At 61.1% G+C, this 20,435-nt stretch carries 25 protein-coding genes and 1 pseudogene; 5 read left to right on the top strand and 21 right to left on the bottom strand.

What is annotated here, in order from left to right:
* Positions 1 to 31 precede the first annotated feature (31 nt).
* The 3 genes and pseudogenes from AABM54_RS08360 (at position 32) to AABM54_RS08350 (ending at position 2,890) form a co-directional block, all read left to right on the top strand.
* Entirely contained in the window at positions 32 to 952 is a 921-nt protein-coding gene (locus tag AABM54_RS08360) for an urea transporter (protein ID WP_347904815.1), read from the top strand.
* A 21-nt stretch (positions 953 to 973) separates the two neighbouring features.
* Positions 974 to 1,799, top strand: a pseudogene (locus AABM54_RS08355) (ion transporter).
* Between the two features lie 92 nt (positions 1,800 to 1,891).
* Entirely contained in the window at positions 1,892 to 2,890 is a 999-nt protein-coding gene (locus tag AABM54_RS08350; RefSeq protein WP_347904813.1) for a sulfate ABC transporter substrate-binding protein, read from the top strand.
* 66 nt (positions 2,891 to 2,956) lie between these two features.
* Here the strand turns inward: AABM54_RS08350 and AABM54_RS08345 are convergent, their stop codons facing one another.
* The 14 genes from AABM54_RS08345 to ccmA all read right to left on the bottom strand — a co-directional run bounded on the left by AABM54_RS08345 (position 2,957) and on the right by ccmA (position 12,599).
* Positions 2,957 to 3,355: a Rid family hydrolase gene (locus AABM54_RS08345; protein ID WP_347904811.1), complete on the bottom strand. Its 399-nt coding sequence runs from the start codon at positions 3,353 to 3,355 to the stop codon at positions 2,957 to 2,959.
* A gap of 151 nt (positions 3,356 to 3,506) precedes the next feature.
* Positions 3,507 to 4,136, bottom strand: coding sequence for a DUF5666 domain-containing protein (locus AABM54_RS08340; protein WP_347904809.1), 630 nt, complete (start codon positions 4,134 to 4,136; stop codon positions 3,507 to 3,509).
* Between the two features lie 144 nt (positions 4,137 to 4,280).
* Entirely contained in the window at positions 4,281 to 4,685 is a 405-nt protein-coding gene (locus AABM54_RS08335; protein ID WP_347904807.1) for a type II toxin-antitoxin system HicB family antitoxin, read from the bottom strand.
* Positions 4,685 to 4,897, bottom strand: a complete 213-nt coding sequence (locus tag AABM54_RS08330; protein ID WP_347906153.1) for a type II toxin-antitoxin system HicA family toxin — start codon at positions 4,895 to 4,897, stop codon at positions 4,685 to 4,687. The genes AABM54_RS08335 and AABM54_RS08330 overlap by 1 nt, the downstream gene beginning before the upstream one ends.
* 322 nt (positions 4,898 to 5,219) lie before the next feature.
* Entirely contained in the window at positions 5,220 to 5,630 is a 411-nt protein-coding gene (locus AABM54_RS08325; protein ID WP_347904806.1) for a hypothetical protein, read from the bottom strand.
* A 14-nt stretch (positions 5,631 to 5,644) separates the two neighbouring features.
* On the bottom strand, positions 5,645 to 6,853 hold the full coding sequence (ccmI, locus tag AABM54_RS08320; protein WP_347904805.1) for a c-type cytochrome biogenesis protein CcmI: 1,209 nt from the start codon (positions 6,851 to 6,853) through the stop codon (positions 5,645 to 5,647).
* Positions 6,846 to 7,319: a cytochrome c-type biogenesis protein gene (locus AABM54_RS08315; protein WP_347904804.1), complete on the bottom strand. Its 474-nt coding sequence runs from the start codon at positions 7,317 to 7,319 to the stop codon at positions 6,846 to 6,848. Before AABM54_RS08315 ends, ccmI begins: the two co-directional genes overlap by 8 nt.
* Complete coding sequence (locus AABM54_RS08310; RefSeq protein ID WP_347904803.1) at positions 7,316 to 7,852, bottom strand: DsbE family thiol:disulfide interchange protein; 537 nt, start codon at positions 7,850 to 7,852, stop codon at positions 7,316 to 7,318. Before AABM54_RS08310 ends, AABM54_RS08315 begins: the two co-directional genes overlap by 4 nt.
* Entirely contained in the window at positions 7,849 to 9,837 is a 1,989-nt protein-coding gene (locus AABM54_RS08305) for a heme lyase CcmF/NrfE family subunit (RefSeq protein ID WP_347904802.1), read from the bottom strand. The genes AABM54_RS08310 and AABM54_RS08305 overlap by 4 nt, the downstream gene beginning before the upstream one ends.
* 3 nt (positions 9,838 to 9,840) lie before the next feature.
* Positions 9,841 to 10,296, bottom strand: coding sequence for a cytochrome c maturation protein CcmE (gene ccmE, locus AABM54_RS08300; RefSeq protein WP_347904801.1), 456 nt, complete (start codon positions 10,294 to 10,296; stop codon positions 9,841 to 9,843).
* Positions 10,293 to 10,469: a heme exporter protein CcmD gene (ccmD, locus tag AABM54_RS08295; RefSeq protein ID WP_347904800.1), complete on the bottom strand. Its 177-nt coding sequence runs from the start codon at positions 10,467 to 10,469 to the stop codon at positions 10,293 to 10,295. The genes ccmE and ccmD overlap by 4 nt, the downstream gene beginning before the upstream one ends.
* Positions 10,466 to 11,221: a heme ABC transporter permease gene (locus AABM54_RS08290; RefSeq protein WP_347904799.1), complete on the bottom strand. Its 756-nt coding sequence runs from the start codon at positions 11,219 to 11,221 to the stop codon at positions 10,466 to 10,468. Before AABM54_RS08290 ends, ccmD begins: the two co-directional genes overlap by 4 nt.
* Before the next feature lie 77 nt (positions 11,222 to 11,298).
* Complete coding sequence (gene ccmB / locus AABM54_RS08285; protein WP_347904798.1) at positions 11,299 to 11,967, bottom strand: heme exporter protein CcmB; 669 nt, start codon at positions 11,965 to 11,967, stop codon at positions 11,299 to 11,301.
* Positions 11,964 to 12,599, bottom strand: a complete 636-nt coding sequence (gene ccmA / locus AABM54_RS08280; protein WP_347904797.1) for a cytochrome c biogenesis heme-transporting ATPase CcmA — start codon at positions 12,597 to 12,599, stop codon at positions 11,964 to 11,966. The genes ccmB and ccmA overlap by 4 nt, the downstream gene beginning before the upstream one ends.
* A 197-nt stretch (positions 12,600 to 12,796) precedes the next feature.
* Between ccmA and AABM54_RS08275 the strand changes: the two genes are divergently transcribed.
* Both AABM54_RS08275 and AABM54_RS08270 read left to right on the top strand, forming a co-directional pair.
* Entirely contained in the window at positions 12,797 to 14,371 is a 1,575-nt protein-coding gene (locus AABM54_RS08275; RefSeq protein WP_347904796.1) for a flagellar hook-length control protein FliK, read from the top strand.
* Positions 14,368 to 14,697 carry an EscU/YscU/HrcU family type III secretion system export apparatus switch protein gene (locus AABM54_RS08270; protein WP_347904795.1) on the top strand — a complete coding sequence of 110 codons (330 nt, stop codon included), beginning with the start codon at positions 14,368 to 14,370 and terminating at the stop codon, positions 14,695 to 14,697. The genes AABM54_RS08275 and AABM54_RS08270 overlap by 4 nt, the downstream gene beginning before the upstream one ends.
* A 175-nt stretch (positions 14,698 to 14,872) precedes the next feature.
* Here the strand turns inward: AABM54_RS08270 and AABM54_RS08265 are convergent, their stop codons facing one another.
* From AABM54_RS08265 to AABM54_RS08235, 7 genes are all read right to left on the bottom strand, one after another.
* Positions 14,873 to 15,265: a DUF2802 domain-containing protein gene (locus AABM54_RS08265; RefSeq protein WP_347904794.1), complete on the bottom strand. Its 393-nt coding sequence runs from the start codon at positions 15,263 to 15,265 to the stop codon at positions 14,873 to 14,875.
* Positions 15,266 to 15,751, bottom strand: a complete 486-nt coding sequence (locus AABM54_RS08260; RefSeq protein ID WP_019692361.1) for a chemotaxis protein CheW — start codon at positions 15,749 to 15,751, stop codon at positions 15,266 to 15,268.
* A gap of 75 nt (positions 15,752 to 15,826) precedes the next feature.
* Positions 15,827 to 16,717 carry a CheW domain-containing protein gene (locus AABM54_RS08255; protein WP_347904793.1) on the bottom strand — a complete coding sequence of 297 codons (891 nt, stop codon included), beginning with the start codon at positions 16,715 to 16,717 and terminating at the stop codon, positions 15,827 to 15,829.
* A gap of 84 nt (positions 16,718 to 16,801) precedes the next feature.
* Positions 16,802 to 17,590, bottom strand: coding sequence for a ParA family protein (locus tag AABM54_RS08250; protein WP_347904792.1), 789 nt, complete (start codon positions 17,588 to 17,590; stop codon positions 16,802 to 16,804).
* Positions 17,591 to 17,638: 48 nt separating this feature from the next.
* Positions 17,639 to 18,526, bottom strand: a complete 888-nt coding sequence (motD, locus tag AABM54_RS08245; RefSeq protein WP_347904791.1) for a flagellar motor protein MotD — start codon at positions 18,524 to 18,526, stop codon at positions 17,639 to 17,641.
* A 15-nt stretch (positions 18,527 to 18,541) separates the two neighbouring features.
* On the bottom strand, positions 18,542 to 19,282 hold the full coding sequence (locus AABM54_RS08240; protein ID WP_347904790.1) for a flagellar motor protein: 741 nt from the start codon (positions 19,280 to 19,282) through the stop codon (positions 18,542 to 18,544).
* Positions 19,282 to 20,409: a chemotaxis response regulator protein-glutamate methylesterase gene (locus AABM54_RS08235; protein WP_347904789.1), complete on the bottom strand. Its 1,128-nt coding sequence runs from the start codon at positions 20,407 to 20,409 to the stop codon at positions 19,282 to 19,284. The genes AABM54_RS08240 and AABM54_RS08235 overlap by 1 nt, the downstream gene beginning before the upstream one ends.
* Positions 20,410 to 20,435 lie beyond the last annotated feature (26 nt).

Below are 20,435 nucleotides of genomic sequence, written 5' to 3'. Positions count from 1 at the left end.
CTTTGATTCTCCTCTGCCTCCAGACCCCATCATGCCGGCCAACCATTTCAACAACCATTGCCCCGACTGGGCCACTGCCCTGCTCAACGGCTTCAGTCAGATTTTCCTCCAGCGCCATCCGCTGTGCGGTCTGCTGTGCCTGTTGGCCATTTTGTTTACAGCTCCGACATTGCTCGGCGGTGCGCTGCTGGGCGGCGTCGCCGGCTTGCTCACCGCGCAACGTCGCGGTTATGCCAAAGCCGATCGCCAGGCCGGGCTCTACAGTTACAACGGTGTGTTGCTCGGGCTGTTGATCAGCCTGCAATTTCCCTGGTCGGCCATGCTGCCGCCACTGATCCTCGCCTGCGGCGGACTGAGCGCCATCCTCACCGAGCAATGGCTCAAGCGCGCCCGCGATCAGCATTTTCTGCCGGCCTACACCGCACCGTTCGTGGCCATCGACTGGTTGCTGCTAAGCGTTGCTGCTCCCCGGCACTCAATCCCTGCGCCCCTGCCCGAACTCGATGCCCTGAACCTGCTCGGCGCCGAGTTCAAAGGTCTGGGCCAGGTCGTTTTCCTCGATCATCCGTTGGCGGGCGTGTTGATTGCCGTCGGGCTGTTGCTGACCAACCGTCGCGCCGCACTCTGGGCATTGGTGGGGTCAGGCGCGGGTCTGGCCTGCGCTTTATGGTTGAACGAAGCCCCCGGTGCTTTGCTCGGTGTGCACGGCTACAACCCCGCACTGGCGGCACTCGCCCTCAGCCAACAGCGCCGGCAACCCTGGCTGCCGTTGGCGGGAATCGCGCTGGCGATCGTCCTCACACCAGCCTTCGCGGCGGCAGGCCTGGCGACGTTGACGGCGCCCTTTATTCTCGCCTGCTGGTTGCTGCGCTCAGGGATTCGCCTGCTGCGTCAGGCGCCCCATGAGCATGCGCCTTGCCAAACCCCGGAGAATCCCCCTAGGCTGCGCTGATTTATGGCCAAGGCGACTTCAATGGACAGCAACAACACGTGGCGCCACCGCCTGTACGTGATGATTTTCCAGACCGACACCGTGGCCGGGCGGCGCTTCGACAGCATCCTGCTGCTGATCATTCTCGCCAGCCTCGTGGTGGTGATCCTCGACAGCATTGATGACGTCCATCAGAACTACGCCAGCCTGTTGGCGTACATCGAATGGGGCTTCACGGTCATCTTCCTGGCCGAATACATCCTGCGCCTGTACTGCTCGCCCAAGCCCCTGCGTTACGCCTTCAGTTTTTACGGGCTGGTGGATTTGCTGGCCATCGTACCGGGCGTCCTCGCGCTGTATTACAGCGATGCCCAGTACCTGCTGATCATCCGGATCATCAGGATGCTGCGGATCTTCCGCGTGCTCAAGCTCAGCCCTTACCTGAAGCAGGGCCCATTACCTGCTCGATGCCTTGCGCGGCAGTAAACAGAAAATCCTCGTGTTCCTGCTCAGCGTCTGCACCCTGGTCATTGTGTTCGGCACCCTGATGTACGTGGTCGAAGGCCCGGAGCATGGCTTCACCAGCATTCCCAAGGGCATCTACTGGGCTATCGTCACCCTGACCACCGTGGGTTATGGCGACATCGTGCCCAAGACCGCGCTGGGGCAAGTCATCTCCTCGATGGTGATGATCACCGGTTATTCGATCATCGCGGTGCCCACCGGGATTTTCACCGCGGAACTGGCCAGTGCCATGCGCGGCGAACAGCTGCAACATGATTGCCCGGTGTGCAGCAAGAACAGCCATGAACCCAGCGCGGCGTTTTGCTCGCGCTGCGGCAATGCGCTTTTCAAGAAAATGGAATAAGCAAAGTGCTTTTTAATCTTTAAAGAGATATGCAGCCCCGGCTATAGTCGACGGCAAATTGCCTTCACTCTCTCGAACAAAAGGAATGTGCAGTGAAAAAGATCTTTGGCGCCTCACTTCTGGCCGCTGGCCTGGCCCTGGCGAGCGTGGCTCAGGCCGCACCGACCCTGCTCAACGTGTCCTACGACGTGATGCGCGATTTCTACAAGGACTACAACACTGCCTTCCAGAAACACTGGCAAGCGCAGCACAACGAAAACATCACCCTGCAAATGTCCTTCGGCGGCTCCAGCAAACAGGCGCGTTCGGTGATCGACGGCCTGCCGGCTGACGTAATCACCATGAACATGGCCACCGACATCAACGCCCTGGCCGACAACGGCAAACTGGTCCCGGACAACTGGGTGACTCGCCTGCCGAACAACAGCGCGCCGTTCACCTCGGCCACCGTGTTCATCGTGCGCAAGGGCAACCCGAAAGCCCTGAAAGACTGGCCTGACCTGCTCAAGGACGGCGTGCAAGTGATCGTGCCCAACCCGAAAACCTCGGGTAATGGCCGCTACACCTACCTCTCGGCCTGGGGTTACGTGCTGAAAAACGGCGGTGACGAGAACAAAGCCAAGGACTTCGTCGGCAAGCTGTTCAAACAAGCCCCGGTACTCGATACCGGTGGCCGTGCCGCCACCACCACGTTCATGACGAACCAGATCGGCGATGTGTTGGTGACCTTCGAAAACGAAGCGGAAATGATCGCCCGCGAGTTCGGCCGCGACCAGTTCGAAGTGATCTACCCAAGCGTCTCTGCCGAAGCCGAGCCACCGGTGAGTGTGGTTGATAAGGTCGTCGACAAGAAAGGCACCCGTGCGGCCGCCGAAGAATACCTGAAGTACCTGTGGTCGCCTGAAGGCCAGGAAATCGCCGCCGCCAACTACCTGCGTCCGCGTGACCCTGCGGTACTGGCCAAGTACACCGACCGCTTCCCGAAAGTCGACTTCCTGTCGGTGGAGAAAACCTTCGGTGACTGGCGCACCGTGCAGAAGACCCACTTCAACGATGGCGGGGTTTTCGACCAGATCTACAGCGGCCAGTAAGTACTGAGCCAATCATGAAAAAAGCGACCTTCGGGTCGCTTTTTTGTCGCTACGATACTGGGACTGTCAAGGCAGAACGGCCTCCACTTCGACCTCGATCAACCATTGCGGCAGTGACAGGCCGCTGACGATGATCCACGAAGAGGCCGGTGGATTGCTCGGGAAACGCTCCAGCAACACTTGGGTGATCTGGTCCTGCCCATCACGGGCCGACTCGGCAATGTAAATCCGCATCATGACCACATGGGACAGCTTCCCACCCGCCTCGGCCAGTACCTTTTCGATGTTATCGAAGGCCTTATCCGTCTGCTCGCGCAACCCCGGCGCAACGGTGCGCTCATGCTCATCGACCCCCACCTGCCCGGAGAGCAACAAACGACGCCCACCGCTCACTTCAACGGCCTGACTGAAGCCGTACTGAAGCGCGTTGAACACGCTGGGGGGATTCAAAACTGACTTCTGCATAGGAACTTCCGATTTTCCAGAACGGCCGGAAAACCTAAACCAACGCTGATCGAAGTTCCACTCAAACACCTCAACGGCAACACCGGGAAACATAACGGCCCGCCAACCGTCCATGGGCGGGTCATTCGCTCGGGATACCCAGTGTCTCAGCCTACATCGGCGGCTTCACGCCATCCTTGCCAGCCGAAATCGACTGCGCCGTCAGTGTGCCGTCGGCGCCCTGAGTGGCGAACAACACCACCTTGACGCCCGGCTTGAGCAGGCTGCGGTCGCCCGGTGTGAGGTTGACGATCGGCACATCCTCGGGCACCAGGATCGTCTGCTGGCCGCCCTTGTAGTTGACGGTCAACGTCCGGCCATTACTGACCACCAGATCACCGACGCTACCATTGGTCATACTGCTGCCCTTGACCAGGTCGAAGGGCCGATGGCCCTCCCCGGTTCCAGCCATTTTAGGGGGGAAGACATGCACTTCCAGAGCCTTGAGAGTGCCGTCATCCTGAGGTATGGCGGCAGAGCCAATGTAACTGCCGGGTTTGATGTCTTCGATGTTGGCCAGGGTTACGGCGCGAACCTGAGTCTCCGCCGTCAGGTTGACGGTGACGTTTTCACCGCTGTTGGCATGCACGGTCAGTGAATCGGCGGCGACGGTGGTGATTTCGCCACGCACGCCGATGCGCATGCCGGGGGCGTCCTGCGCCTGGGCGGACGCAGCCACCATCAGGCTGCCCAGTGTGATGGCGCACAGGCCACGTAACAGACGACTGACACTCACATTCATGGGATCGGCTTCCGATAAGGGACGGTTCAGAGGTGCTGAGGGCGCACCCACTCCACAACGTACGCAAAGCATAGGCGTGCTGTCGGGCTGCATGTCAGTGAATTCGGCATCGAACGCGATGAGTGCGCCCAATACGCGTAGCCTTCAACGCCGAACCAGTTTCTCCAGCGCAGCATCCGCCAGAAACGATGAACGGCTTTTGACGTTGTGCTCACGGACATACCGGTCGATGCGCTGGATCACGTAGCCTGGCAACGTCACGTTGACCTTCTCGGTTTTACCGAGATAGGGCGCGATGTCGAGTTCCAGCATCCCCCACCCCATATCGAGGAACTCTGGGTTACTGCGATGCGCCGCCGTCGAGGTCGGCATCGGAATGTCCTCCTCGCTTGCCACGATCTCTTGCAGCATGATGTGGGCAACTTCGACCGCCGCGTTGTACGCGTCTTCAAAAGTATCGCCTGCGGTGACAGCACCCGGGATATCGGGGATCTGAATACCGATAGCGGTGTTCTCGTCGCCCCACTCGATACAGATTGGATATTGCATTATGGATCTCCTGCCAGAGGGGGAATCGGGTAATGAAGCCCGGCTCGCCTCCTGATGCTTTTAACGGTCCCCAGCGGCAAGTCTTTCTTGGGATGAGGGACAGGTATCGTATACGGGCTGTAGGGATGAGTGAGGATGTGATGACTGCCTGTGACCCTGTCAAGCCTCCAGCCAGCGGCTTCCAGTTCTTTGATCAATAACCTGCTCTGCACCACCCGCCTCCTTGCACCAGCGCCATTAAAAGTAACCCTAGAGTTATCTTTACTCAAGCACAAAAGATCGATGCGTGACGTACGGTTGTTTTACAGCGTGTGAAATCGATCAAGGACAAGTGCCCGGCAGCGCCGATCAGCGCATAAAAAACGGCGACCCTTGCAGGCCGTGTGAAAATGTAACGAGCGAAGGCAAGACAAGGCAAAAACAGGCGAGGAAGCGGAGTTTACGGGTTGTAAATGAGCATTCCGAGCCTGTTTTTAACGCAGGATTGTCGAGCGCAGTAGTTTTCACACAGACTGCCTTGGGTCGCCGTTTGCGTTATTGACCGTACTGGCGGCCCAACCCCGATGGCACACCGTGGATGTCGGTTTCTTCCCACGGCCCATTCGGGCTGATGGAGCGGCTCCAGCCGTTGTTCCAGCGGTAGTAGGTGCGCTGGCGGTAGAAGGTGTTGGTCTGGTTGTCGAGGACGTAGACCCCAAGCCTGGCATCCCAATGGCTGTTGCCACCCGGTGGCGGGGCGAAGCTCGCGGAGGTGCGCGGCTGTGGTTTGGCCGGTTTGTTCGGGGTTACCGGTTTGCCGGGGGCGGTGGACGGACCCGGTTTGACGCTCGGCCCGGAGGGCGGAATCGGTGGTAACTGCGGGTGATGGGATGTCGGCCGCTGGACCGCGCATGCGCTTAACCCCAGGACAAGACTGAGCAGGGTGATGCGAGCGATGGCGGTCATAGCGGTTTTCCTGGTTATTTGTCCGGACTGTCGATGGTCAATTGTTGCGGCGCGGTGGTGCTGCTGGCCAAAGGCTCGCTGCGACCGACCCACTCGCCGGCAGTCGGTTGGCCGGCACGGGAGATGCGCGCAACCAGTTGGACTTCAGGAAAGTTCGACAGTTTCAACTGCGGCATCATCGCATCGGCATCGCCCAGCTCAACGGTCGCCGGCAAGTCGGCAACCGTCAGGCGTTTGGCGGCCAATGGCGCCGGTGGGCCAGAAGCGGCGCGGGCGAAGATGAACACGCTGTCACCCGGCTGAACCCTGGCTTTCACTTCGGCGGCCAGGTCGACCGTCACTTTGATCAACGCCGCAGACTTCATCGCGGCAACCGGTGCCTGGGCCACTTTAGCGCCGCCCTCTTGCAGTTTTTCGCTGGCCCGGGCAATGCCGCCCTGCAATGCGCCACGGGAGTTGTCGTCTGCCGGCAGTTGCGCCAACAGACGGGTCCAGTAGTCGATGGCGTCCTGATAACGCTCGCTTTCAAACGCGGCGATGCCCAGCAGGCCAAGGCTGGTGACTTCCTTCGGATCGGCCTTGAGCGCCTCGTCGGTCAGGGCCTGAACCTTGTCCGACCACTTCTTGTTGTCGGCGAAGTACTGCGCCTGCGCCCATTGACCGAGCAGCTCGGGCTGACGACCGGCCAGCGCAACAGTGCGCTCGAAGATCTTCGCGGCGTCTGCCGGACGGTCCTGAGCCATGTAGGTGCGCCCGAGGAAGTACAGGCCTTCGGCGGAATCCGGTTGAGCGGCGACGGCACGCTCCAGACGCTGGGTCATCTCTTCCATCGACTGCGGTGCCTGGGCGAATTCGCGGGTCAGTTCGACCTTGTCACTGGCGCCGAAATGCAAATACAGACCCAGGCCCAACACCGGGACCAGGATTGCCGCCAGCAATGGCAATGGCTTGCCCAAACGCGACACCCGGCCCGTGTCGGCACCTTCGGTGTCGGCCAGCAATTCGCGCGCGGCCTCATCGCGGCCGGCGTCCATTTGGGTCGCATCGAGTACGCCTTCAGCCTGTTGCGATTGCAACTCAGCCACGCGCTCTTGATAAAGCGCCACGTTCAGCGCGGTACGATCCTCTTCACGCTGGGCGCGACGGCCACGCAAAACCGGGATCAGCAGAAAACTCAGGGCAACCAGTAGGAGCAGACCTGCAGCAAGCCAGAAATCAATCATTCTTGGTGTTATCCAACAGGTGGTCGAGGCGCTGACGCTCCTCGGCAGAAAGCGAGTCGGTGCCGGCAATGCGCTCGGCGCGACGGCGACGGACGATCACGACGATCACCGTGAGCCCGCCCAGCAGCAACCCGGCCGGACCGAACCACAGCAGCGCGGTCTTGCCGGTCAGGGCCGGTTTGTAGCGCACGAAGTCGCCATAACGGTCGACCATGAAGTCGATGATCTGCTGGTTGTCCTTACCCTCGCCGAGCATGCGGAAAATCTCTTTGCGCAGGTCGGCGGCAATCGGTGCATTGGAATCGGCGATGTCCTGATTCTGGCACTTGGGGCAACGCAGCTCTTTGGTCAGCTCGCGAAAACGCTCGCGATCGCCTTCTTTGGCAAACTCGTAGGTGTCGATGGCCGCGTGGGCCACGCCAGCCATGCTCAAGCCCAGTACAGCGGCAGCTATCCAGCGCTTCATGGTTTGGCCTCGTCCACCAGCGCCTGATACTTGGCCGCCAGTTGTTCGCGCCAGACCTGCTCATCGATCACGCCAACGAATTTGTCGCGAATGATGCCCTTGGCGTCGATGAAGAAGGTTTCCGGGGCGCCATAAACGCCGAGGTTCAGACCCAGCGAGCCCTCCTCGTCACGGATGTCCAGCAGGTACGGGTTGTGGAACTCGGCCAGCCACTTCACGGCATCGGCATTGACGTCCTTGTAGTTGACGCCGTAGATCACCACACCCTGCTGGGACAGTTTGTTCAACACCGGGTGCTCGACCCGGCAGGAAACGCACCAGGTGCCCCACACGTTGACCAGTGCCGGTTTACCCAGCAAATCGGCCTTGGTCAGGGTCTTGTCGCCCTGCACGGCCGGCAGGGAAAACTCCGGGAACGGCTTGCCGATCATCGCCGAAGGCAACTCGGCCGGGTCCAGGTACAGGCCCCGGTAAAGAAACACCGCCACCACCAGAAACAGCGCCAGCGGCAACACCATCAACCAACGTCTCATGCCGTGGCTCCCGTCATGCCCAGTGCTTCACGCACGCGGCTTTTCACCTTGACCCGATAACGCCGATCCAGCGCCGCCAGCAACCCGCCGAACCCTGTGAGCAAGCCGCCGAACCAGATCCAGCGCACGAACGGTTTGACGTGAACCCGCACCGCCCAGGCGCCATCGCCCAGGGACTCACCCAACGCCACATAGATGTCACGGGTGAAACCGGCGTCGATCCCGGCTTCGGTCATCACCGAGTTCTGCACGGTGTACAGGCGTTTTTCCGGGTGCAATACCGAGACTTCCTTGCCGTCGCGGATCACCCGGACCGTGCCCTTGTCGGACGTGAAGTTCGGGCCTTCGAAGTGCTTGGCGCCTTCGAAGATGAAGTGATAACCGGCCAGGTCCATCGATTCGCCCGGCGCCAGACGCAGGTCGCGCTCGGCGCTGTTCTGGCTGGAAAGCACCACGCCCAGGGCGCACACGGCGATGCCAAAATGCGCAATCTGCATGCCCCAATAGCTGCGGGTCAGGCCTGGCAGGCCTTTGATCAGGCCTTTGTGGCGGGTTTTGTCAAGAATGTCACGCACACCGGCCAGCAACACCCAGGCGGCGAGCATGAACGTCGCCAGCACCGCCCAGTTGAAGTCGCCATAAGCGATGCCCGCGACCACGGCCAATGCGGCGCTGCCCAGCAACACTGGCGTCAGCATGCCCACCAGCCATTTCACCGGGGTGTCTTTCCAGCGCACCAGCACGCCGACCGCCATCACCACCATCAACAACGCCATCAACGGGATGAACAGTGCGTTGAAGTACGGCGGGCCGACCGACAGCTTGGCACCGGTCAGGGCATCGAGCACCAGCGGATACAAGGTGCCGAGCAGAATCATCGAAGCCGCGACCACCAGCACCAGGTTGTTACCCAGCAACAGGGTTTCGCGAGACCACAGGTTGAAGCCCACCTGGCTCTTGACTACCGGGGCGCGCAAGGCGAACAGCGTCAGCGAGCCACCGACCACGAACAACAGGAAGAACAGGATGAACACGCCGCGCTCGGGGTCCGAGGCAAACGCGTGCACCGAGGTCAGCACGCCGGAACGCACCAGGAATGTCCCCAGCAGGCTCAGCGAGAAGGCGGCGATAGCCAGCAGCACGGTCCAGCTCTTGAACACGCCGCGTTTTTCGGTGACGGCCAATGAGTGAATCAGCGCGGTGCCCACCAGCCATGGCATGAACGAGGCGTTTTCCACCGGGTCCCAGAACCACCAGCCGCCCCAGCCGAGTTCGTAGTAGGCCCACCAGGAGCCGAGGGTGATGCCGATACCGAGGAACGCCCAGGCAACGATGGTCCACGGACGCGACCAGCGTGCCCATGCCGCATCCAGACGACCGCCAAGCAACGCCGCAATGGCGAAGGCGAAGGCGACCGAGAAACCGACGTAGCCCATGTAGAGCATCGGCGGGTGCACGATCAGGCCGATGTCTTGCAGCAACGGATTGAGGTCACGGCCATCCGCCGGGACTTGCGGCAGGATGCGCGCAAAAGGGTTCGAGGTGACGATCAGGAACAGCAGGAAACCGGTGCTGATCATGCCCATCACTGCCAGCACACGGGCCAGCATCACCTGCGGCAACTGCCGGGAGAACACCGACACTGCAAAGGTCCAGCCGCCCAGAATCAGCGCCCACAGCAGCAAGGAACCTTCGTGGGCGCCCCACACGGCACTGAACTTGTAGTACCACGGCAACGCGCTGTTGGAGTTACCGGCCACATAGGCGACGGAGAAATCGTCGGTCATGAAGGCGTAAGTCAAGCAACCGAAGGCGAATGCCAGAAAGGCAAACTGCCCCCAGGCCGCGGGCTGGGCCAGGCCCATCCACATGCGGTCACCGCGCCAGGCCCCGAGCAACGGCACGATGGCCTGCACGACGGCGAAGCACAGGGCGAGAATCATCGCCAGGTGGCCCAACTCGGGAATGAAGATACCTGCGGTCATGAATCAACCCTCCTTCGCTTGTGTCGGCGCGGACTGACCGCTGTCCTTGAGCGCCTTGGTGACTTCCGGCGGCATGTATTTTTCGTCGTGCTTGGCCAGTACTTCGTCGGCCACCACCACGCCCTCGGCGTTGAGCTTGCCCAGCGCCACGATGCCCTGCCCTTCACGGAACAGGTCCGGAAGAATGCCGCGATAGGTGATGGTCACGGATTTGTTGAAGTCGGTGACGACGAATTTCACGTCCAGCGAGTCGCCGGAACGCTGCAACGAACCGGCCTCGACCATGCCGCCGGCACGAATACGCGTGTCTTGCGGGGCTTCGCCGTTGGCGATCTGGGTCGGGGTGTAAAACAGGTTGATGTTCTGCTGCAAGGCACTCAGGGCCAGGCCGACGGCGGCGGCGACCCCGATCAGAATCGCGAGAATGATGATCAGACGTTTTTTACGCAGGGGATTCACTTGCTGTTCTCCCGGCGCAGACGACGCGCCTCTTGTTGCAGATAACGCTTGCGGGCCAGGATCGGCGCGGCCACGTTGAAGGCCAGTACCGCCAGGCAGATGCCATAAGACGTCCAGACATAAAGGCCATGATGGCCCATGGCGAGGAAGTCGCCGAACGAAGCGAAACTCATCGGGCGACCCCCAGGCTGTTTTGAACTTCAGCTTTCACCCAACTGGCGCGGGCTTCACGCTTGAGCACTTCGAGGCGCATGCGCAACAACAGCACGGCGCCAAAGAAACAGTAGAAACCCAGCACCGTCAGCAACAGCGGCAGCCACATTTCTGCGGGCATGGCCGGTTTTTCGGTAAGGGTGAAGGTCGCGCCCTGGTGCAGGGTGTTCCACCACTCCACCGAGTACTTGATGATCGGGATATTGATCACGCCGACAATCGCCAGTACCGCGCAGGCCTTGGCCGCACTGTCGCGATTGCTGATGGCGTTGCCCAGGGCAATCAGGCCGAAATACAGAAACAGCAGAATCAGCATCGAGGTCAGGCGCGCGTCCCAGACCCACCACGAGCCCCAGGTCGGCTTGCCCCAGATCGCCCCGGTGACCAGCGCCACGGCGGTCATCCAGGCACCGATCGGCGCCGCGCATTGCAGGGCGACGTCGGCCAGCTTCATTTTCCACACCAGCCCGACAATGCCGCACACGGCGAGCATCACGTAGCAGGACTGCGCCAGCATGGCGGCAGGCACGTGGATGTAGATGATGCGAAAGCTGTTGCCTTGCTGGTAGTCCGGTGGCGCGAAAGCCAGGCCCCAGACCACACCGGCACTGATCAGCAGCAACGCCGCGACGCTCAGCCAGGGCAGGAGTCTGCCGCTGATGCCGTAAAACCATTTAGGCGAGCCGAGCTTATGAAACCAAGTCCAGTTCATTACTGTTTCCATCACGGTTGCTTTTCGTTGTCACGAAAAGCCAGGGTCTTTACTGATCAGATTTTGACCAGACCTCATTATTCGCCGACGCTAATCTTCAGGCCAGCGGCTATTGCAAAAGGTGTCAGGGTTATCGCCAGGGCGGTCAGGCTCCCAAGCCATAGCAGATAACCGGTCGCCGGCATGCCCTGCAATGTCGCCTGCAAGGCGCCACTGCCGAGAATCAACACCGGGATGTACAGCGGAAGGATCAACAGCGCCAGCAGCAGACCGCCGCGCTTCAACCCCACCGTCAGCGCCGCGCCTACTGCCCCGAGCAAACTCAATACCGGCGTACCGAGCAGCAACGACAACAGCAGGACCGGCAGACACGCGGCAGGCAACCCGAGCATCAATGCCAGCAACGGCGCCAGCAATACCAGCGCCAGGCCGGAAAACACCCAGTGTGCCAGTACCTTGGCCAAAACCAGAAGTGCCAGGGGGTGCGACGAAAGGACCCACTGTTCGAGGGAACCGTCCTCGAAATCACTGCGAAAAAGCCCGTCCAGCGAAAGCAGGACGGACAAAAGCGCCGCTACCCAGACCAGCCCCGGAGACAAGGTTTGCAACAATTGAGTCTCGGGTCCGACCGCCAAAGGGAACAATGCAACAACGATCGCGAAGAACACCAGCGGGTTCGCCAGCTCCGCCGGTCGGCGAAACAGCAAACGCGCCTCACGGGCGACCAATAGTCCAAAAACACTCATACGGCCCAGTGCCCCAAATCGATGTCGCGATAACCGGCCGGCATCCGCGTCAAGGTGTGGTGCGTGGTCAACACCACCATGCCGCCGCGCTCGCAATGCCCGGCCAGGTGTTCTTCAAGCTGTGCGACGCCCTGCTTGTCGAGGGCGGTGAACGGTTCGTCGAGAATCCACAACGGCGGGCTGTCCAGGTACAAGCGGGCCAGCGCCACGCGCCGTTGCTGACCGGCGGACAGGGTGTGGCAGGGAACATCTTCGAAACCGCGCAGTCCGACCGACGTCAGCGCTTGCCAGATGGCCTCGTGCGTGGCGGGCCGGTGCAGGGCACACAACCAACTGAGGTTCTCCTCGGGTGTCAGCAAGTCCTTGATCCCGGCGGCATGGCCGATCCACAGCAGGTTATGCGCCAGCTCCGTACGTTGTTCGGTCAAGGGCAGGCCCTTGAGCAGGACTTGCCCGGCGGTCGGCTGCATCAGCCCGGCGAGCAAGCGCAGCAGGCTGGTCTTGCCGCTGCCGTTGGGGCCGCTGATCTGCAACATCTCGCCGCCGGACAGACGCAAATCGAGGTGTTCGAAGAGCATCCGCCAGTCTCGCTCACAGGCAAGCGCTACGACTTCTAGAAGAGGGCTGGTCAAGGGTTCACGGGCCTATACGGTTCAAGTCGGCAGTGGAGCGGCCGTTAAAGAGATGCAGAATAAATGCATTGACGGCCTGTTCTAGAGAGCTGCGTCAAACATTTGCAATGTTTTCGCCACTCCCCGAAAGACGGGCGGCATTATACATGTGATGCCCTACTCTCAAGAGGGCTAATTTCCTCAGGTTGTGACCCCAGATGACAGGCGAAATGAACATCCTCCCGCTGCCACAAGCCACGCCGGCCATCCCGCGGCCACCGGTGGTCAGCGGTGAGCTGCTCAAGTTGCTGGCACCCATGGAAGGCCTGATCAGCGCCGGCCAGACCGCCAAGGCCGAAGTGCTGTCGCTCAAGCAGACCGACCAGACCTTTCAACTGCTGCTCAAGGTCACCCTCGACAACGGTCGCCAGACCACCGTGCAAGCCACCAGCACTCAGCCGCTGCCCCAGGGCGCACAACTGGCGATCACTCAACCGTCGGCCGGCACCCTGGCAATCACCGTGCAGCAGGCCCTCGCCGCCAATGTCGCCACCCTCACCCGCCTCGACACCTCGCAACTGCCGGTGGGCACGCTGTTGCAAGGCAAAGTACTGACCAATCAGGTGTTGCCGCAAACGCCCGGGCAACCGGCGGTCTATCGTTCGCTGGTGAGCCTGCTCAACACCGCATTGAGTGGCAGCACGCTGAGCATCGACAGCCCGCAGCCCTTGCGTATCGGCAGCCTGCTCAGTGCGTTGGTGCAGGGTTCGCAAAGCTTGAGCTTCGTGCCGCTGGCCAGCCGTCAGGAACAACTGGCGGTGAGCCAACAGTTGCTGGCCCAACAGAGCCGTCAGGGTTCATTGGACGGTTTGATCAAAACCCTGCAAAACCTGCCGCCGTCCGACACCAACACCGCCGACCTGCGCGCAGCCGTCGACAAGTTGCTGGCGGGTTTACCGGACGTGCAACAACTGAGTACCCCCAAGGGACTGGCGCAGGCGCTGGCCAACAGCGGGATGTTTCTGGAAAGCAAACTGCTGGCCGGACAAAACCCAACCCTCACGCCCGACATGAAAGGCAATTTGCTGCGTTTGATCGCGCAACTGGCGCCGGGCCTTCCGGCCAACAGCAGCTTCAACGCCACCATTGCCGCCAACACCCTGGCCCAGGCATTACCGAGTTTTGTACGCAGCGCCCTGGGCACACTCGGGCAGGTCAGCGCCAAACCGCAGCCGAGCAACTTCCCCCTGCCCTCACGGTTGCTGCAAAGCCTGGAAGGCGAAGGGGATCTGGAGCATTTGCTGCGTTTGGCCGCTGCCGCCGTTTCGCGCCTGCAAAGCCATCAGCTGTCGAGCCTGGAGCAAACCGGCATGACTGAAGACGGTCGCCTGCAAACCACCTGGCAACTGGAAATTCCCATGCGCAACCTGCAAGACGTGGTGCCGTTGCAGGTCAAATTCCAGCGCGAAGACGCCCCCGAGAAACAAAAAGACCAAAAACCTGCCGAACGCGGCGAACCCAAAGAGCGGCTGTGGCGGGTAGAACTGGCGTTCGATATGGAGCCGCTGGGCCCACTGCAGATTCAGGCTCAACTGGCTCAGGGCAAACTCAGCGGTCAACTCTGGGCCGAGCGCCCATACACCGCCAGCCTGATCGAAAGTCATTTGTATGAGTTGCGTGAACAGCTGCGCACATCAGGCCTGAACGTCGGCGACCTGGATTGCCACCTCGGCACGCCACCACAAGGTCCAAAAACCCGTCTCGAACAACGCTGGGTCGACGAAACCGCATGAACAACGCCAACCCGCCACGCCAGGCCATCGCCCTCAAGTACGACGGCCAACACGCGCCAACCCTCACCGCCAAAGGCGATGACGAACTGGCCGAAGCCATCCTGAAAATCGCTCGCGAGTGTGAAGTGCCGATCTATGAGAACGCCGAGCTGGTGAAGCTACTGGCGCGCATGGAGCTGGGGGACAGTATCCCCGAGGAGTTGTATCGCACGATTGCCGAGATCATTGCGTTTGCGTGGAAACTCAAGGGCAAGTTTCCTGAAGGCCATGACACGCACGCAGGGATGCTGGAGAAGGATGTGACAGAACGCGGGGATGATTACTGATCAAGCAGGCGCTGCAAGCTCAATGTGGCGAGGGAGCTTGCTCCCGCTCGACTGCGCAGCAGTCGCAAAACATGACGGAATCCAAATTGTAGGTTTCAGGGCCGCTTCGCAGCCCAGCGGGAGCAAGCTCCCTCGCCACAATTGTTCAACCGTCGCCAGACTCGCGCAGTTGCTTTTAGCTCTTGTGCAACTTGCTCATCAACTCGGCCTCGGCCTGGGTCAACCCGCAGGACTGAGTGAGTTCATCGACACTCGCGCCCATCCCCACCAGGCGAGCCGCCTGAGCGAATGACAGGCTGGACGGATCGCGCTGCTCCAGCTGGGCAAGCTTGTCCGGTAAGGGCCCGACGACGGCGCGCAACTCGTGCAGGTCTTCACCCATGCGCACCGTGCCGTTCTGGTAATCGTCGACGCGCTTGCCCAGGTCCTTGATGCGCTGGTCGCGCAGCACATCACCCTGAGCCTGTTGCGCAGCAATCTGCCGCTGAGCACGGATGTACGCCACGAACATCGCCAGCGTGCCTGCCCAAAAGAGGAACAGGACAATGACAGCTACCTCAAGCATCAATCAGATACTCTCCAGTTCCGACCATTCTTCTTCGCTCATCATCTTGTCCAGCTCGACCAGGATCAGCAACTCGTTGTTCTTGTTGCACACGCCCTGGATGAACTTGGCGGACTCTTCGTTACCGACGTTTGGCGCGGTTTCGATTTCCGACTGACGCAGGTAAACCACTTCCGCCACGCTGTCGACCATGATCCCGACCACTTGCTTGTCGGCTTCAATGATGACGATACGGGTGTTGTCGCTGACTTCGACCGTACCCAGGCCAAAACGCTGGCGGGTGTCGATCACGGTCACCACGTTGCCGCGCAGGTTGATGATGCCCAATACATAGCTTGGCGCACCCGGAACCGGCGCGATTTCGGTGTAGCGCAGGACTTCCTGAACCCGCATCACGTTGATGCCGTAAGTCTCGTTATCCAGCTTGAAGGTTACCCATTGCAGGATCGGATCTTCGGAACCCTTTGCAGACGACGCCTTATCATTCATACCCTGACCCCTCGAAAAACCGCTGTTGGCGGTGTGTGTTCTGTTAGGCCGCACCCACGTGCGGCCCTGTATTTGTCACGCAGGCTTGTGTGGCGGCTTGCTCGCACTCATGTGCTTGGCGCCACCACTGGCAATCAGTTCCGCCAGCGCGGAGACGTCGAGCAACGCACACATGTGCTCGATCACCGTACCGGCCAGCCATGGCCGCTGCCCGCGATGGGTGCGCCATTTGATTTCATTCGGGTCCAGGCGCAACGAGCGGCTGACCTGATGCACCGCCAGCCCCCACTCATAACCCTGAACCGAGATCACGTATTGCAGGCCCTGGCGGAAGTCGTCGCGGTAACGATCCGGCATGACCCAGCGCGCGGTATCCAGCACTTTCAGGTTGCCGGCCTGGCTCGGCAAAATCCCGAGGAACCATTCCGGCTGGCCGAACAACGGCGTCAGCTCGTGGCCGGCCAGCGAGTAAATCGAACCCAGGCACACCAGCGGCACCGCCAGGGTCAACCCGGCCACATCGAACAACAGGCATTCGAACGGCTCGGCAGCCCACGACGGACGCCCGTCGCTCTCCACGGGAGGTGGCGTGTTGCTCGGCGGCAGATGAACTTCAACCACCGGCGGCACGAGTGCCTGCAACAACGGCGCAACCAGCGAAGGCGCCATGACTGGTGCAGGCGCCTCAAGCACAGGCACGACCACCGGCGCAGGCACAACCGGGGCAACGGGCGCCGCAACCGGGGCAACTACCGGGGCAACCACGGCTGCCGTTTTTTGTGCGTCGCGTGCCTGCTCTTCAAGAACCGCCGCCTGGAACTCATCCAGGGTGCTTTCAGGCTCGACCACCTCGGGCAACGCTTCAAGCGTGACCGGCAGTTCCTCGGTCGCCTCTTGCAGCAGCGAATCCAGATAGGATTGCAGCGCCAGTTGCGGCCGGGTCTTGATTTCGACAGGACGGTTCATAGGGATGCCCATGAAAAAACCTCAACCCAATGGCCTTCAGAGGTTATCGGCAGCATCGACGGCTGGCTTGAGTAGAGGTTCACCTCAAGCCACCTGCGGAGCAAGTTGCTGGGCCAGCAAGTGTTTGAGCAAGGCCCGATACGCCAACACACCGCGGCTTTTGCCATCGAACTGTGAAGGGGTCAGACCGGCGCGACTCGCATCGCGCAGACGGGTATCGACCGGAATGTAACCCTGCCAGATATCGTCGGGGAATCTGTCGCGCAACACCCGCAACGTCCCGAGGGACGCCTGGGTCCGGCGGTCGAACAGGGTCGGCACGATGCTGAACGGCAGCGCCTGTTTGCGCGAGCGGTTGATCATCGCCAGGGTGTTGACCATGCGCTCCAGGCCTTTGACGGCCAAGTGTTCGGTCTGCACCGGGATCACCAATTGCTGGCTCGCCGCCAGGGCGTTGACCATCAACACACCGAGCAACGGCGGGCTGTCGATCACGGCGTAATCGAAGTCCTGCCACAATTGCGCCAGACTCTTGGCGATCACCAGCCCCAGGCCACTCTGGCCCGGCGACTGACGCTCAAGGGTGGCCAGCGCGGTGCTCGACGGCAACAGGGAAATACGTTCGTCGCTGGTGGGCATCAGCAACTGACCGGGCAAGCCTTGCGGCACGGTGCCCTTGTGCAGGAACAGGTCGTAGCAGCTGTGCTCCAGGCTGTCAGGGTCATAGCCGAAGTAACTGGTCATGGAGCCGTGGGGGTCGAGGTCGACCACAACCACGCGCTTGCCCGCCTCAGCCAGCAACCCGGCTAAAGCGATGGAGGAAGTGGTTTTACCAACACCACCCTTTTGATTGGCAACTGCCCAGACTCTCATTCAAATTGTTCCTCTCGGTCGGGCAGGCCCGACCGAGGAATAGCTGAGTTACAAAGCGGGTGACGGAGAATTGACGGCACTCTCGCGTCCCGGCGACTTGACGGGCGTCGGTGCAGTTTGTGTGCCAGCACGCTTCAATGCCGCATCAGGCGTCGCATGGGCGGTGCCGGTGCCGGTCAGGCTGCGACGTACATCGAGGTTGCGCGACACCACCAACACCACACGGCGATTGCGCGCCCGGCCTTCGGTGGTGGCGTTATTGGCCACCGGCTGGAACTCGCCATACCCGACCGAGGCCAGCCGCCCAGGGTTCACACCCTGCATGGCGAGCATCCGCACGATACTCGCCGAACGCGCCGAAGACAGCTCCCAGTTGGTGGGGTACTGCGCGGTGCGGATCGGCTGGTCGTCCGTGAAGCCTTCGACGTGGATCGGGTTATCGAACGGCTTCAGGATCGCCGCGACCTTGTCGATGATGTTGAACGCGATGTCGCTCGGCATGGCGTCGCCACTGCCGAACAGCAAGCTGGAGTTCAATTCGATCTCGACCCACAGTTCATTGCCGCGAATGGTCATCTGATTGGAGCTGATCAGATCACCAAACGCTGCGCTGATGTCATCGGCGATGCTTTTGAGCGGGTCCTTGCTGGCCTGACTGATGCCAGCGTCGATCTGGTCGCTGTCCTTGATCAGAGGCTGTGCCGGGGTGACGGTCTTCGGTCGCTCGTCACCGATCGGAATCGGCTTGAGGGCGCGGTCCGAGTCGGTGAACACGCCGATCAGCGCCTCGGAAATCACCTTGTACTTGCCCTCGTTGATCGAGGAGATCGAGTACATCACGACGAAGAAAGCGAACAGCAACGTAATGAAGTCGGCGTACGAAACCAGCCAACGTTCATGGTTTACATGTTCTTCAGGTTGGCGACGACGTGCCATGATCCATGTCTCCCATCAATCCATGAAGCCCTGAAGCTTCAACTCAATGGAGCGAGGGTTTTCACCTTCGGCGATCGACAGAATGCCTTCCAACAACATTTCGCGATAACGTGACTGCCGCAATGCGATTGACTTGAGCTTGGCGGCAATCGGCAACAGCACCAGGTTGGCGCTGGCCACGCCGTAGATGGTCGCGACGAACGCCACGGCAATACCGCTGCCCAGTTGCGACGGATCGGCGAGGTTGCCCATCACGTGAATCAGGCCCATCACCGCACCGATGATGCCGATGGTCGGCGCGTAGCCGCCCATGCTTTCAAAGACTTTCGCGGCCTCGATGTCACGGCTTTCCTGGGTGTAGAAGTCCACTTCCAGGATGCTGCGAATCGCTTCCGGTTCGGCACCGTCCACCAACAGTTGCAGGCCTTTGCGCGAGTAGCTGTCGGGTTCGGCGTCCGCCACCCCTTCCAGCCCCAGCAAACCTTCCTTGCGGGCGGTCAGGCTCCAGTTCACCACGCGATCGATGCCACCGGCCAGATCGACGTGAGGCGGAAACAGGATCCAGCCAAGGATCTGCATGGCACGCTTGAAGGCGCTCATCGGCGACTGCAACAACGCAGCGCCGATGGTCCCGCCCAGCACGATCAACGCTGCCGGGCCGTTGGCCAAGGCACCGAGATGACCACCCTCCAGGTAGTTGCCACCAATAATGGCGACGAACGCCATGATGATCCCGATAAGGCTTAACACATCCATCAGATACAAGCCTCGGCCAGGTGCTTGCCGATCTCGTCGAGCCCGTAGATCGCATCCGCCAGGTTGGCTTTGACGATCGCCATCGGCATGCCGTAGATCACGCAGCTGGCTTCATCCTGAGCCCAGACCGCACTGCCGCCCTGCTTGAGCAGGCGCGCGCCTTCACGACCGTCGGCGCCCATGCCGGTCAATACGACCGCCAGAACTTTGTCGCCGTAGGATTTAGCCGCCGAACCGAAGGTGATGTCCACGCACGGCTTGTAGTTCAGACGCTCGTCGCCCGGCAGGATTTTCACCGCGCCACGGCCATCGACCATCATTTGCTTGCCACCAGGCGCCAACAGGGCCAGGCCTGGACGCAGGATGTCGCCATCCTCGGCTTCCTTGACGCTGATCTTGCACAGCTTGTCCAGCCGCTCGGCGAAGGCCTTGGTGAAGGCCGCCGGCATGTGCTGGATCAGCACGATCGGCGCCGGGAAGTTCGCCGGCAACTGAGTCAACACCCGCTGCAGTGCAACCGGGCCGCCCGTGGACGTACCGATGGCCACCAGCTTGTAGGATTTGCGCTTGGGTGCCGGCGACGAAGGGCTGGCCGCCGCTGCACGGGCCGGTGCTGGCGCAGCCGACGGTGCCGGGCGCGCTGGAGCACTGCCGCCAAACGTGACTGGCGCAGGTGCAGGCGCGGCAGCCGGAGTCGGCGCCGGAGCGCTGTAGGCACTGAAACGACGGTTACTGCGCGAGATGCTGTGAACCTTCTCGCACAGCAGTTGCTTGACCTTCTCGGGATTGCGCGAGATGTCTTCGAAATTCTTCGGCAGGAAATCCACCGCACCAGCGTCCAGTGCGTCGAGGGTTACCCGGGCACCTTCATGCGTCAGCGAGGAGAACATCAACACCGGCGTCGGGCAGCGCTGCATGATGTGCCGCACTGCCGTGATGCCATCCATCATCGGCATCTCGTAGTCCATGGTGATCACGTCTGGCTTGAGGGCCAGGGCCTGATCGATCGCCTCTTTACCGTTGGTCGCCGTACCGACAACCTGGATGCTCGGATCCGCTGAAAGAATTTCCGAGACGCGGCGGCGGAAAAACCCCGAATCGTCCACCACCAGGACTTTGACTGCCATAAACACTCCGTTAGGCGCAGCGGGAC

Origin of the sequence: Pseudomonas purpurea (assembly GCF_039908635.1) — a bacterium.
Classification (GTDB): Bacteria; Pseudomonadota; Gammaproteobacteria; order Pseudomonadales; family Pseudomonadaceae; genus Aquipseudomonas; species Aquipseudomonas purpurea.
The sequence above is the reverse complement of the archived record's forward strand: the minus strand, read 5'-3'. Positions and strand labels throughout refer to the sequence as shown.